Genomic DNA, 14420 nt, shown 5'->3' on the forward strand with positions numbered 1-14420 from the left:
TCTTGATTCAGATCATATTAACTTTTTATTGTTTATATTATCTGAGTACGCTATAACTAAAGCAACTCAAGTTATGATGTATTAATTTGAGAGTAGTTAATTAAGGTCGTCACTATGTCAAACATTACAGCGCGCATATTACAAAATGCCCTATTGTTTACACTCTTTATGAGTGTAAGTTTGACATTGCATGCAACACCCAAAAATACGCAAATTGATGCTGGTTTTACACCTGCAGAATTTATTGTTTGCGATTCTCCTGACCAAGCAAACCTCGACACCGATATAGACTCTCATGTCGGTGTTATTGCGCTTAGAGAAATTCAACCACTTCCTTTAGCGTTTTACTTTCATTATGAAAGCAGCCTTTTAGTCACACCTTACAGCCATGCACACCCGCGAGCGCCACCCGTTATTTAGTTTAATAACTTGCTTTTAAACATTATTAAATTTTATAACTAATTAGGTGGATATTATGTCTAACTTTAAAGAACTCCGTACCCAAGATATTTCTCATGGCACTATTGCGAATACATTTACTAATGAAGCTGTCATTGATTTAACTTCACCTGCTACACAAGTGGTGACTAGTTTTACTGATACAAGCCCGATGCGTGCATCGTTTGATACAACAATTGAACAAGCGTCAAAACAGTTAACGACTCAACGCTCTGATTTTATTTTGGTAACTGGTGAGCAGCAAAAGCTAATAGGTATAGTGGCGAGTGCTGATTTACAAAGCTCAAAAATCATGATTTTAGCACAGCGTTTAGGCTTGCCTCGTAGTGAAATTAGCTTGCGCTATTTAATGACACCGCTAAGTAATTTAATGGGTGTAAGTATGAAAAGCTTAAGCTACTCATGCATTGGTGATGCACTGCAAACTATGGAACATCATGGCGCTATGTTTTTATTAGTCACTGCGGCTAATAATGAAATAAGTGGTTTAATTTCAGCACGCGATATAGCACGTAAGCTGCAAATTCCTGTTCATATTAGTCCAATAGCGCACACATTTAGTGAAGTACTCGAAAGTATAGAGCACCCTCACTAAATCAGCTTTTTATTAGTATAGTTCCAACCCCAGTAATGGCATCTTAAAGCAAGTAAAATAGCTTGCTTTAAGAGCTTTTTATTACCTTCCCCTGTGATATTATTCAAGACATTGACGCATCAGTTAACTTCTTAGCTGGTCTTATTTTTTGTATTAAAAGGTTTTTGCATGAGCGATATCTCTGCACGTTTAGCAACTGAGCTAAATGCACAGCAGCAACAAGTGGTTGCAGCAACAAAGTTACTTGATGAAGGCGCAACCGTCCCCTTTATTGCCCGTTACAGAAAAGAAGTGACCGGTGGATTAGATGACACCCAACTACGCCTTCTAGAACAACGTTTGTCTTATTTACGTGAACTTGAAGAGCGTCGTGGCTTTATTCTATCGACGATAGAATCTCAAAATAAGCTTACCGGGGAATTAGCAGCTGATATAAAAGCAGCGCAAAGTAAAACCGAGCTTGAAGATTTATACTTGCCTTATAAGGCAAAGCGTCGCACTAAAGGTCAAATCGCTATTGAGGCCGGTTTAGAACCTCTTGCTAATGCGTTATTTAACGACCCAATGCTCGACCCAGAAGCTGAAGCCGCTCACTATATTAATGCCGATAAAGCCATTATTGATACAAAAGCAGCCCTTGATGGTGCCAAATTTATTCTAATGGAGCGTTTTGCTGAAGACGCTAAATTACTCGCTAAGTTTAGAAGCCATATTAGTCAAAATGGGGCGATTGAGAGTAAGTTAATTGATGGGCAAGAACAAGCAGGTGCTAAATACAGAGACTACTTTGAACATCAAGAGCCGTTAAAAAAAGTGCCCTCGCACCGTGCATTAGCCATGCTAAGAGCACGTAATGAAGGCATTTTACAGTTAACGATTAACCCTGAGCCAAGTGCTGAAAATCCAGCCCAGTTATGTGCCCAAATGATCAGTGATCATTACCGCCTAGATATTAAAAACAAACCTGCTAGTGCATGGTTATTAACTGTGGTGCAGTGGGCATGGAAAATTAAGCTTGGGCTACACTTAGAAAATGAGTTTTTAGCCGCAATGCGTGAAAAAGCCGAAACCGGTGCTATAGACGTATTTGCTAAAAATTTAAAAGATTTATTAATGGCAGCGCCTGCAGGCCCTCGCACGACACTTGGTTTAGATCCCGGCTTGCGTACCGGCTGTAAAATTGCGGTAGTCGATAGCACAGGAAAACTGCTCGCTACACAAACAATCTTCCCACATGCACCACAAAATCATTGGGATAAATCACTGCGCACGCTCGAGCAATTATGTCGCCAACATAAAGTTGAGCTTATTGCGATTGGTAACGGCACTGCTTCTCGCGAATCAGATAAACTAGTTGGTGAGCTTATCAAGGCAAATACGGAGCTTAAACTGAATAAAATCATGGTCAGTGAAGCCGGCGCTTCGGTGTATTCTGCGTCTGAATTTGCCGCTAATGAGTTCCCAGATTTAGATGTATCTTTACGCGGTGCAGTATCTATTGCACGTCGCCTACAAGATCCATTAGCTGAACTAGTTAAAATAGAGCCTAAGTCTATCGGTGTAGGCCAATATCAACACGATGTATCACAAAGCCAACTTGGGCAAAGCCTAATTTCTGTAGTAGAAGACTGTGTAAACAGTGTGGGTGTTGATTTAAATATGGCCTCAGTGCCTTTGCTTGCACGTGTTTCTGGCTTAAACAAAACGTTGGCTCAAAACATTGTAAACTACCGTGACACGAATGGGTCATTTACAAAACGTAGTCAGTTGAAAAAAGTAGAACGCTTAGGGCCAAAAGCATTCGAACAAGCGGCTGGGTTTTTACGCATTAATAATGGCAGCGATCCGCTAGATAACTCATCAGTTCACCCTGAAGCATACCCTATCGTTAAGCGTATTTGTGAACATAACCAGGTAGACGTAAATAACTTAATTGGTAACAGTGAATTTTTAAGTAAACTCGCTGCAAACGACTATATTGACGATAAATTTGGCTTACCAACCGTGACTGACATTATTAGCGAGCTTGATAAACCAGGTCGCGATCCACGTCCTGAATTCAAAACCGCGGAGTTTAAAGCCGGTGTTGAAAAAATTAGTGACCTCAAGCCTGGTATGATTTTAGAAGGTGTGGTTTCTAACGTTGCTAATTTTGGTGCATTTGTTGATGTGGGTGTTCATCAAGATGGACTCGTGCATATTTCAGCTATTACTAACAAGTTTATTTCAGACCCACGCGAAGTGGTTAAAGCAGGTGACATTGTTAAAGTAAAAGTGGTTGAAGTCGATGCTGCTCGTAAACGCATTAGTTTTACTATGCGCCTGGATGACGACATAGACACCAGCAATAAAGCGACACCGCAAAAGCCTCGCAGCAATAATACCAACCAAGCACGAGCGCCTAAGCCTAAACGCGATACAGGCAATGCGATGATGGGGAATGCCTTTGCTGACGCCTTTGCTAACGCAAAAGTGAAAAAGTAATTTAAACGATATATTTAAAAATAAAAAAACCGCCTAGACGGTTTTTTTTATGCATTTTAAATAAGCTAAATTTGCGCTGAAAATTCGCTCTGGATCGCGGGGGATGTCGCCAGTTGATAAAAGCTAGCAATGCGTCCTGCACGCGCTTCAACTTCAATATCACGTGATTGTTCTTCGCTTTTAGCGGTTTTTACTTCTGAACTTTCACTATTAGAAAACGACGCACTGACTCTGCTTTTATCTTCGCTGCTGTCTTCGTCATCAGCTGAAGCTAACTCAGCTTGTGCGGCAGCCATTTTCTGTGTGGCGTCTGCCGCAATCGCTCTGTCGGCACCTGAGGGTTCTGCTGGTGCTAGTGCAGCAGCACGTACCGTTTGCATTTTATCGATGGTTGCTTGCGGATCGCCATTGATAACCCCAACATCAATCGGTACTTCACCACCTACGGCATAATTAGTGCCATCGGGGCCTCTTTGGTATTCGTAACTGGGTGAACCGGCATATTGTCCACCAACAGCGGCATGCGCTTGCTCGTGGGTTCGCACTTCGGTATCACGAGCTTTGAGCTCTTTAATTTGTTGCTGTTCTTGCTCAAGTTTAAGCTCTTCTTGCTCACTAACTTCTTCGGCAGCTTGCTGTTTTTCTTGCTCGGCATCATCTTGATCACTATCAGCATTGCCTTCGCGTTGTTCAATAGTTTTGTTGTCTGCAATTTTGCCGCTTGCAGTATAAGTTGAACTATCGCTGTTACCAGGTAGTTTGGCTTTTTCTGCATCACTTTGAGCTTTGTTTTCAGTACTACCGGCGGTGTTTGCAGCGGCTGGGGGGATGACTTCACGTAACTGATTGTCACGCCGAGCAGTCTCCGTATAAACATTTGCAGTGTTTATATTGATAGACGGAAACGGCGTGACGATATTCATAAGGAATTACACTTTAATATCAACTAAAGTGCCTAGTACATCATCTGCAGTTTGAATTGATTGCGTGTTAGCCTTGGCATTAAACTCTTCAACTTTTAAGCTTACTAATGCATCATCAATTCGTGCAGGTTGAGCTACCGGCGCGGTTACGGCTTCTTCAGGGCGAGCAGCCGTTAATTGACGTTGCTGCGCTAATTGAGAATCATCTTGCTGCTCTATGCTGGCACGGTTAATCTCAGCGCTGACCTTTTCAATACCTTGGCTGGCTCTATTAAACCCTTCAACACCGCTATTAAATACAGATCCAATCGGCATAATAATAAACCTCAACCAAATAAATATTGTTTAATTATCGCTCAAAAATCGCGCAAAATAAAGCTTTAAACCACTGTATTCATGGCTTTGCTTCAAAGCATTGATTTAACGGCAGATAAAAATTCGTTTTTATGAGAAATAAATGGCGCATGGGATGCTTTGTCTATCACTTCGTACTCAAAGCCAGAATTAAGTGCGACCATTTTTTCAATTGCTCGATAAGGAACGAGAGAGTCTAAACGCCCAAAAATTCCACTAATCGCGACGGGACAGTGAGAAAATAATTCACGTAAGTCTTCACTTTGCAATATATCCAACCCCGCACTTAATGCTTGATTACTCGGCGGCGGTGACTGACTCAATAGTTGTTTTAGCTGTTTTACATCATCTCGCGCCGACTCACTGCCCATCGCTTGAATCGCCAAAAAGCGCTCTATCGTTTTTGAACGCTCTTGCAATAGCTGTTCTTTAAACTGTGTGAGCACTTTAGGTTTAATACCTTCCCAGGGCAATTGCTCTACAAAAAAAGGAGTGGAGGCAACTAAAATAACTTTTGACACTTTTTCTGGCCAATGTTTGGCAATATAAATGGCAAACAAACCGCCTAAAGACCATCCCATCAAAACAGATTGTGGTTTTAATTGCTGACTCACCAGCTGAGCTGCATCATGTAAAGTATACGGATCCAAAGAGACATCATGATCACCGTAACCAGGTAAGTCTAAACAATGTACCTTACCAGAATATAAAAATTCTAATTCTGGTTTTATTAACTGCCACACGCCTTGGTTCATTCCCCAACCATGCAACAACACACATTCATTTTGCATATTTGCCTAACCTTAACCAAACTTAAATCTATGATAGCGTTTTAGGGGGAGTTTGTAATGAGGAGAATCAGCGAATGAAACTTAGCCTAACTGATTGGCTTTTTCCCTCGTATTGCGTGTTGTGCCAGAATCAGATACACAGCTCACTGGGACTATGTCAGTTTTGTTTAGATGACCTGCCTTTGCTAGATTTGGCTGAGTATGACAATTTATTTTACCGCCCAGATATTGTAGAAATGTTTCCTAACTGCAGCTTTGAGAAACTATTTGCCTGCGCTTTTTATCAACCCCCTTTTGATTTATGGCTAAAACAACTCAAATTTAATAATCAAATTCATTACAAAAAAGCACTACAGCAAGTCATCAAAAAACAACTTACTATTTTTACTAATAAACAGCATTTAGCTACTGCTGTATTTATTATTTTACCTTTGCACAAGTCGCGTTTTTTTAGTCGAGGATTTAATCAGGTTACCCAAGTATGGCAGCCTTGTTTGTCATCCTTTAATGCCTTGAATAATGTTTTAATACGCAATAAAAACACCTCGGCACAGTCACAACTGAGCAAAACAAAGCGGATAAAAAATTTACAGCAGGCTTTTTCATGTACTGCCAATTTAGAGGGTAAAACGGTGGTCATTATTGATGATATTATGACCACAGGTGCAACACTCAATGCAGCTACCTTGTCGCTAAAAGAAGCGGGCGCTAAACAAGTCTGGGCATTTACGACCTGTTTAACGCCACTTTAGATTTAGTTACCACTGACACGAAAGGTATGACCGAAAAATAAAGCGTTACTTAATAATCGGCTGGTGCCATACCAGTAACCTCTAAATACAGGGTTGTCTGTCATCGCAATCACACTACCTCGACCATAAGAGTGAGCCATTAGCGCAGCACCACCGGCCACTTGCTCTACATTAACTGCATCAGTAAAACCAGCAAGTAACGGCTGTTGTGTATAGGTGAGTATATTTACAAACGGCGCTTGCGAGGCTTCAAGTAACCAGGTACTGTTTTTAAATACTGGCAGAGTGTCACGCTTAAATGAAAACGTCAGTGGGTGCGTAGTATCTACATCAGTATTAAATATAGCGCCTGCAATACGCTGGCGACCCGCTAGATGGTCTTTGTCTGCATATTTTAAACCTTGAGTATCAAATGCGCTGGCAACATCTTTACGTGATAAGTAGTTTGCTTTTAATAACTGCTGATCAGCTAAGAACTTTGCCCCACCTTTATGACCCCAAATAACGCCGCCTTTTCTCACCCAGCTTTTAATTGCCACTTTGTCGGTATCAGATAACGTCGAATAATCGCCATGCGCCAAAACAATATGGCTGTAATTACTGAGCTCTAAAGACGCTAAACGATTCATTTCAACAATGGTTGGCGCTACGCCTACAAAGCGATCTAGGTAATACCACACTTCACCTGCTTCATATTGGCTAACCCCTTTACCGCCAACTAATAACACCTTAGGCGCAGAAACAACCGCCATAGAGCGCGAGCCTAAGTCGGCACCTTTACTGGTTAAGCCTGTGGTAATTGGCTTAATTTCAATATCAAATTGGCTTTGTGCTTGGTTTAGCTTTGCCACCCAGTCAGTCTCTGTTTGCAGTCCTGCAGGGATAATAATACTGCCAGCATCAAAATTTATCTCATTACTCGTTGATGTTGCGGTTAATGCCTTTAATGCAACACGCGCTTTAATGCCTTGCTGTAATAAACTATTGAGCATTTTTGGGGCAAGCATGTCGTCCCAAGCAAATCCATAGGCGTAGTTTTTAGTTAGCGGCGTTAAAACAGGCTGTTTTGCTTTTTGCCAAGCCGTAGTATCAACCACTAATCCCCAGCGGCTGTTTACTTTAGCAAATGGTAAATTAAACGCATGCGCTAATGTCCAACCTGATACATCGTAAAAAGTGTTATCGGCAAAGTTTTGCTGTTCACTAAAAATAGCTTTAACTAATCGGTATTGTGGTTGCGCAAGCGGCACAAAATAGCTATTAGCGGTAAAGTTTTTACCTTCAGCTTTTAGTCCCTCTTTAACTGGATAAGCATTAATTTGGTGCTGTTTAAGTATGCTTAAAAAATCGTTAATACGTGTTTTGTCTTCCCCACCTTGAACAATATAACCTTGATAGTCTTCATCTTTGGCAAGCTCAACCGCTTTGTTATAAAAGTTAGCCTGATACTCAAGTAAAGCTTGGCGGTTATCAATCGCCGCTTTAAACGTTGATAAGCTCGTTAAAAGTTGGTTTTTAATCGTAAACGCAAAAGTTAGCGGGCCATTGATCGTTTCTTGAATATGGCCACGAGAACTTGCTTGTTCAAATAAAATACCGACACCACCATTTACATCAGGGTAAGTTGAACCTTTGCCATAATAAAAGTCATCAAAGCTTTCTTCTGTAAAATACAGTGCATTGTTTTCATCTAAAGTTTTTGCATGATAATTTGCAATTGCTTTTGTTAAGCTCACATTTTCTTCAGGGGTAATGGGGTGTTTACGACTTGGGATCCCTGGTTGAAAAAAGTAGCTACTGTTTGGTCCCATTTCATGAAAGTCAGTTAAAATATTAGGTTTCCAATAATGAAACTTGGCTATACGCGCTCGCGACTCAGGGTGCTGCAGTAAAAGCCAATCACGATTTAAATCAAACCAGTAATGATTGGTACGGCTACTTGGCCAGCTCTCTACATGCTCACGCGTTTGCGGATCTGACGATAAGTTCATTCCACGATTACTATTAGCCCAATTAGCAAAACGTGCTAAGCCGTCTGGGTTAAGCGACGGGTCGAGTATAATCACCGTGTTGTTAAGTAGCTCATTTATTTCATCACCTTGCGCGGCTGCTAAATAATAAGCCACTAGCAAGGCAGCATTACTCCCTGACGATTCGTTACCATGAACACTGTAACCCATCCACACAACACTTGGCTGCTCCGCTGTTTTATTGTTTGAATTATTTAGGCGAGCTAAGTGTGCTTGGCGAGTTTGCTCTATATTTTTTAGTTTGTTCGCTGCGGTAATAGTGAGCATAACTAGTGGGCGCTGCTCGTGGGTACGACCTATTACTTCAAAATTAATTCGATCACTTTTTTGAGCTAAAATTTCCATGTAGCGAACAAGTTGGTCATGCCTTACATGCCATTCACCCACTTGATAACCAAGTACTTTTTCAGGTGTTGGAATGCTGGGATCAAATTCAACCTGTTGCTCAAAAAAATACGACAAGGGCTTTGCCACACTTGAAAAACTGGCTAGTATCACCATTACTGTTAATATAAACTGCATATAAATCACTCTAAAAATGCTTGTTAATTGCACGCTACCATTGCTTAAAATAGATGCCAACTTTTTTCGCTCAACACTAGCCGCAACACGATGAGCGGAGTATGATATGCAGTATCCGAGTAATTTAGTCAAGTATAGACGGTTTTATGATTTCAATTTCCGAAACAGCGCAAGCGCATTTTGCTAAGCTATTAGCAGATCAATCTCAACAAACGAATATTCGTGTGTTTGTTGTTAATCCTGGTACATCACAAGCTGAATGTGGTGTTTCTTATTGTCCAGAAGACGCGGTAGAAGAGAGCGATATTCGCCTAAACTTTAACGGTTTTGACGCTGTTGTTGATGCCGAAAGCGCGCCTTTTTTAGCCGAAGCTGAAATTGATTTTGTTACTGACAAAATGGGCACTCAGCTAACTCTAAAAGCGCCTAATGCTAAAGCACGTAAGCTAGGTGAAGACGCAAGCCTAAATGAACGCGTTCAACACATGCTAGAAACAGAAGTTAACCCACAACTTGCAAATCATGGCGGCCAAGTAAGCTTAGTAGAGATCACCGCTGCTGGTGTTGCTGTGCTTCAATTTGGTGGTGGTTGTAATGGTTGTTCTATGATTGATGTCACACTAAAAGAAGGCATTGAAAAAGAAATGATTGCTAAGTTTGATGAGATCACCGGTGTGGCTGACATAACCGATCACGAAGCTGGCGAGCACTCTTATTACTAAGTATTAACCCACTATGCTAAAGCCACTTATTTACCGCTTAGGGAGTGACCCTAAGTTGAGTTTAAAGCGCTTTTTTCGCGGCCTAGCACTGTTTGTGCTGGCCGTGATATTTATCACTTTGGGTTATTACAGCCATTATAGTTTACAAGTCATTGGCTTAGTAATTTTAGCACCGGCATTATTTTTAGCATTCTGGGGCTACGCGGGTATTTTTGCCAATCGTTTTTCGCAAGTATTGAAAAACATCCCCGCCAAAAATAACGACCCCGATCTGTGGAAATAACGGTTTAATCAAGTAATTGATTATTGGCTTTTAGCTGCTGATATTTAATGATAAGTGTTACACCACGCATTAGCATAAAACAGCTCATTGCTAACCATAAGCCATTATTTTGCCACGACTGAAACAACCAAAACACCCCAAAAAACCCTATCGTTGCCGATAACAGCATGCTATTTCGCATTGCTTTTGCACGAGTTAAACCAACGAATATGCCATCAAACAAAAAACAACTCATTGCTAAAATTGGCAGCACAATTACCCACGGTAAGTAATATGTAGCCTTTTCAATAACCTCAGGTACATTAGTCAACAGCTTTATAATAGAGCTGCCAAATAATATAAAAAATACACTATACAAAATGCCAAACAACATGCCCCAAAATACGCTTATTTTTACCCATAGCCTTATCTTTTCAACACTTTGTTGACCTTTCGCTTGGCCTACTTTTGCCTCGCTAGCATAAGCAATCCCATCAAGCGCAAAGCTGACCAACATTAAAAAGTTGAGTAGTACCGCATTGGCGGCCAATGTAGTTTCACCTATACGTGCAGCATAAAAGGTCATAAAGCTAAAACATAACTGCAACACTAAAGAGCGAATAAAAATATCGCGATTTAAACTTAATAACCCTGCCATTTTTTCTATGCTAAACCAATTTGCAACCGCTAAACTTATGCTCTGTTTTTTAGCCAGTTGAATCACTAACAGCAAAGCAAAAATTAAAGCCGTGTAATCCGCTATTAATGATGCCCAAGCCGCCCCTGCAACCGCCCAATCAAGATAAACTACAAAATAAATGTCGAGTACAATATTGGTAATATTAGTGACTAACAATAAATAAAGTGGCCCTCGCCCATAATGAACGCCGAGCATCCAGCCTAATAAAACTAAGTTACATAGCGCTGCTGGGGCGCTAAAAATACGAATACTAAAATACCGATAGGCCTCATTGAGCACATCACTATTGGCAGCAGATAAATACGCAATGGCGTGTTTTATAAGGGGGGATAATAAAATCAGAATTAGAGCTACGCTGCTGGCCAATAACAAACTGCGTTTGAGTAAAGCTGCCAGTTGGGTCAAATTATTTTTACCATAAGCCTGTGCCACCAGCCCAGTGGTGCTCATTCTTAAAAAACCAGCAAGCCAAAATAAAATGGAGATCACGGTAGAACCTAAGGCAATTCCCGCTAAATAATGCGCACTCCCCAGGTGACCAATCACTGCCGTATCAACAATTCCTAACAACGGCACAGTAATATTTGATAATATCATTGGACCGGCTAACAACAACAAGCTTTTATGATGTGCTTTATTATGTATAAGAAATTGTTTCATTTAGTATTATTGTTCCTGATTTGTGTTTCTTTACGTGCGCAAGCAGCTGTTATTCTACAGTATCATCACGTCAGTGAAACCCTTCCCGCGGTGACCAGTGTAAGCGCCAACACTTTTACTAAACACTTAAATTATTTAAAAGAGCATAACTTTAACGTTATTCCGCTAAATGAGCTGATTAGCGCATTAAAACAAGGTAAGACTTTAGACGATAAAACGCTCGCGATTACTTTTGATGATGGATACAACAATAACTACGAACAAGCTGCGCCTATTCTTGAGAAATTTGGCTATCCGTACACTATTTTTGTAAACCCTAAACTCATTGATGAAAAAGCGAGCTACGTTATGGGGTGGGATAAGCTCAGAGAACTGGCAAAAAAAGGCGCCCTTATTGCCAATCATAGTGCCGAGCATAACTATCTGCATAAAAAGCGCGAAAATGAAACGCAAAGCCAATGGCGTGAACGCACTAAAAACGACATTCTTAGTTCACAGCAGCGTATAAAAGAAGAAATAGGCCACGATTATAAATACCTTGCCTATCCCTACGGAGAGTTTAACAATCAGCTACAAGCTATCGTTACTGAACTAGGCTTTATTGGCATTGGTCAGCACTCTGGTGCAGTTAATCAACATTCTAATTTTAGCCGTTTACCACGTTTTCCCGCATCTGGTTTTTATAGCAAATTAGATACGTTAATTACCAAACTCAATTCAACTGCTTTTACTATTAATAAACTAACCTATAAAGATAGTGTAACCACACAAAATCCACCGTCGTTAACTATAAATCTAGAGACTGATGACTTTCATAAAAGCCAATTTGCCTGTTATGTATCAAGCGTTGGGCAAGCTAATTTAAATTGGTTAAACGATAATACGGTTGAGGTGACCTCGCCAAAGCAGCTTAATAAAGGCCGCTCTCGCTTTAACTGCACCGCCCCATCAATAAAAAAAGCAGGCAGTTATTATTGGTTTTCACAGCCTTGGGTGATCAATTAAATTCTATTTTTTAATCACTTGATTTAATAACCGCTGGGTCATTTTATCCAGCGGTACGACCTCATTTGCAGCCCCGATATCAATAGCAACCTTGGGCATTCCCCATACTACAGACGAAAACTCATCTTGTGCCAATGTATAAGCCCCTTGTTGTTTTAACGCGAGTAAACCTTTCGCGCCATCACTTCCCATACCGGTTAATAGTGTGGCAACAATATACTTAGCACCAATCTCAAGCGCTTCAAGCGTAATGGGTGAACCTTTTTGTGTGAGTGTAGAAATCATCACAACCGGCATAGGACGTAAACGCATCAGGTTTTTTAAAAAACTAATACCGTCCATTTTTGGCATTTCAACATCCAACGTTAGTACATCCGGATTATATTTTTTTATCATCTATCGGGCTTCGTATGGGTCTTGTGCACCCCTTACTACCACAATATCTTTTGCCTGTTGCAGTATCTCTGTCAGCAATTGTCTGATCGGTGCCGAGTCATCAATTATTAATACTTTAATCATAGCCATCCTTAAAACAGCTCTATATCAGTGGCTTTTGTTTGTTGTTCAAGATTATGTAAGTAACGCACTTCACGTTTTTCAATCGTATTATTGTGTAAGTTACGTAGCTTTTTAACTTGTACTTTTCAATTATGAGGATTAAAAAATATTTTTCGTGGCCAAGGCCCGCCCATATCATGCGCCACTAAATTTAGCGCTCCTTCTACTATATATGCATTGGCAAAACTGGTATTGCCAATACCAATATCTGTCATGGCGCTAATTATTTTGCCTCCCCCAAACAGTTTTACCTTTAAGTTTGCCCGGGATGCACCATTTTTAAGCACTTCATAATTAAATATTCCATAGCCCAATTACCGTAACGACAACTTAAACTATGCGCTTGCTCAATTCGCTCACCTTTTTGAATTGGTAGCCTAAAGTGATTAATCCCGCCTATGCCTAGCTTATCGTCGTAAACACAGGCAGCAATACACGATCCTAGTACGGTGGTGATTAGCTCATCATTTTTAGAAACATAAAACTCACCTGGTAATACCTTAGCGACCACACGATCTCGCGAGGCGTCCCAATAGCGTTTAATATGCTCAAAACCCGCTAATACTGACTTAAATTGCGTGTGCATGGGCTACTTTTTGATACATGGTTTTCCCTAAGTTTTTAAATAAAACATGCTCTTTACCCATGGTTTCTGAATGCCCTAAAAATAAATAACCTTGGTCATTAAGAATATCGGCATAACGGTTAAAAAGCTGTTCCTTTGTCTCTTTATCAAAGTAAATCACTACATTTCGGCACAAAATCAAGTCAAACGGGCCTTTCATTGGCCAGTCTTGTAATAAGTTTAAACGCTTAAATGAAATACATTGCTGTAGCTTAGGTTTAGCCTTATAACTTTGCCCATCTTTACTGGTTAAAAACCAGCGTTTTAGTAAAGCATCATCAAGACCATTTACGTTCGCTGCGGTATAAATACCACTTTGCGCCTTCGCCAATACATTAGAGTCAAGATCAGTGGCTAACATCTTCACACCCCAATCACTTGGAAAAGCTCTTTGCAGCGTCATTGCTAAACTATAGGGCTCTTCACCGGTAGAGCAGCCTGCAGACCAAATTCGAACGCGCTTAGTCTGTTTATTTTCTTAAACAGGGTTGGTATTAACTGATCTTTTATAAACTCAAAATGATGCATTTCACGAAAAAAAGAGGTTAGATTAGTGGTAATGGCATTGATAAATGTATCAAACTCCTGATCTTTATGATTTTTTAAGTAATCGAGGTAGCTTAAAAAGTTTGTTAATTTTCGCTCACGAATTCGTCTTGCCAAGCGTGAGTAGACCATCTCTCGCTTATGCTCTCCTAGTACAATACCGCAGGCGTTATAAACTAAATGAGCCACTTCCTTAAAATCACTACCCGTTAATAAAAACTCTTTCATTATTTGCTCTCATTTAAAAATAAAGCGAGATTCACGCATACATTGCAGGTGAACCTAACTAAAGTGAGTTTAAAACTCCTCCCACTCTTCAGCCGAGTCTACAAAATTTTCACCTTTGCTTTTATTACTAACGAAGCTATTTTGTTGCTGATGAGATATTTCAGGTGTGCGAATAACAGGCGATACCACTGCCATATCTTACTG

General features: G+C 40.4%; 13 protein-coding genes and 3 pseudogenes. 7 read left to right on the top strand and 9 right to left on the bottom strand.

The features are described from left to right. Nucleotides 1–114 precede the first annotated feature (114 nt). The 3 genes from BG00_RS03290 (at nt 115) to BG00_RS03300 (ending at nt 3538) form a co-directional block, all read left to right on the top strand. Nucleotides 115–420: a hypothetical protein gene (locus BG00_RS03290; protein WP_024602195.1), complete on the top strand. Its 306-nt coding sequence runs from the start codon at nt 115–117 to the stop codon at nt 418–420. Nucleotides 421–475: 55 nt separating this feature from the next. Further along, nucleotides 476–1054 (top strand): CBS domain-containing protein, encoded by a 579-nt coding sequence (locus tag BG00_RS03295; RefSeq protein ID WP_036980500.1) that lies wholly within the window; start codon nt 476–478, stop codon nt 1052–1054. Nucleotides 1055–1222: 168 nt separating this feature from the next. Then, entirely contained in the window at nt 1223–3538 is a 2316-nt protein-coding gene (locus BG00_RS03300) for a Tex family protein (protein ID WP_036980503.1), read from the top strand. Between the two features lie 65 nt (nt 3539–3603). On the opposite strand, the gene BG00_RS03305 is transcribed toward BG00_RS03300, so the two are convergent. From BG00_RS03305 to bioH, 3 genes are all read right to left on the bottom strand, one after another. Continuing rightward, nucleotides 3604–4461: a putative metalloprotease CJM1_0395 family protein gene (locus tag BG00_RS03305; RefSeq protein ID WP_036980505.1), complete on the bottom strand. Its 858-nt coding sequence runs from the start codon at nt 4459–4461 to the stop codon at nt 3604–3606. Between the two features lie 6 nt (nt 4462–4467). After that, complete coding sequence (locus BG00_RS03310; protein ID WP_036980507.1) at nt 4468–4776, bottom strand: hypothetical protein; 309 nt, start codon at nt 4774–4776, stop codon at nt 4468–4470. Between the two features lie 92 nt (nt 4777–4868). After that, on the bottom strand, nt 4869–5606 hold the full coding sequence (bioH, locus tag BG00_RS03315) for a pimeloyl-ACP methyl ester esterase BioH (RefSeq protein WP_036980508.1): 738 nt from the start codon (nt 5604–5606) through the stop codon (nt 4869–4871). A gap of 74 nt (nt 5607–5680) precedes the next feature. On the opposite strand from bioH, the gene BG00_RS03320 reads away from it, so the two are divergent. Further along, nucleotides 5681–6358 (top strand): ComF family protein, encoded by a 678-nt coding sequence (locus BG00_RS03320; protein WP_036980510.1) that lies wholly within the window; start codon nt 5681–5683, stop codon nt 6356–6358. A gap of 2 nt (nt 6359–6360) precedes the next feature. Here BG00_RS03320 and BG00_RS03325 read toward each other — a convergent pair whose 3' ends face one another. After that, entirely contained in the window at nt 6361–8910 is a 2550-nt protein-coding gene (locus BG00_RS03325; RefSeq protein ID WP_190276259.1) for a M14 metallopeptidase family protein, read from the bottom strand. Between the two features lie 146 nt (nt 8911–9056). Between BG00_RS03325 and nfuA the strand changes: the two genes are divergently transcribed. Next, complete coding sequence (nfuA, locus tag BG00_RS03330) at nt 9057–9632, top strand: Fe-S biogenesis protein NfuA (protein ID WP_036980513.1); 576 nt, start codon at nt 9057–9059, stop codon at nt 9630–9632. Nucleotides 9633–9645: 13 nt separating this feature from the next. Further along, complete coding sequence (locus BG00_RS03335) at nt 9646–9915, top strand: hypothetical protein (protein WP_036980514.1); 270 nt, start codon at nt 9646–9648, stop codon at nt 9913–9915. 4 nt (nt 9916–9919) lie between these two features. Here BG00_RS03335 and BG00_RS03340 read toward each other — a convergent pair whose 3' ends face one another. Next, nucleotides 9920–11191: an MATE family efflux transporter gene (locus BG00_RS03340; protein ID WP_036983333.1), complete on the bottom strand. Its 1272-nt coding sequence runs from the start codon at nt 11189–11191 to the stop codon at nt 9920–9922. A gap of 42 nt (nt 11192–11233) precedes the next feature. On the opposite strand from BG00_RS03340, the gene BG00_RS03345 reads away from it, so the two are divergent. After that, complete coding sequence (locus tag BG00_RS03345; RefSeq protein ID WP_036983334.1) at nt 11234–12259, top strand: polysaccharide deacetylase family protein; 1026 nt, start codon at nt 11234–11236, stop codon at nt 12257–12259. Between the two features lie 3 nt (nt 12260–12262). Here BG00_RS03345 and BG00_RS03350 read toward each other — a convergent pair. The 4 genes and pseudogenes from BG00_RS03350 to BG00_RS18405 form a co-directional block, all read right to left on the bottom strand. Beyond that, nucleotides 12263–12778 (bottom strand): annotated as a pseudogene (locus BG00_RS03350) (chemotaxis protein CheB). Nucleotides 12779–12786: 8 nt separating this feature from the next. Continuing rightward, nucleotides 12787–13403: pseudogene (locus BG00_RS03355) on the bottom strand (chemoreceptor glutamine deamidase CheD). Beyond that, nucleotides 13387–14216: pseudogene (locus BG00_RS03360) on the bottom strand (CheR family methyltransferase). Before BG00_RS03360 ends, BG00_RS03355 begins: the two co-directional pseudogenes overlap by 17 nt. 69 nt (nt 14217–14285) lie before the next feature. Next, on the bottom strand, nt 14286–14411 hold the full coding sequence (locus BG00_RS18405) for a hypothetical protein (RefSeq protein ID WP_284692562.1): 126 nt from the start codon (nt 14409–14411) through the stop codon (nt 14286–14288). Nucleotides 14412–14420 lie beyond the last annotated feature (9 nt).

This window comes from Pseudoalteromonas sp. SCSIO_11900, assembly GCF_000576475.1.
Classification (GTDB): Bacteria; Pseudomonadota; Gammaproteobacteria; order Enterobacterales; family Alteromonadaceae; genus Pseudoalteromonas; species Pseudoalteromonas tetraodonis.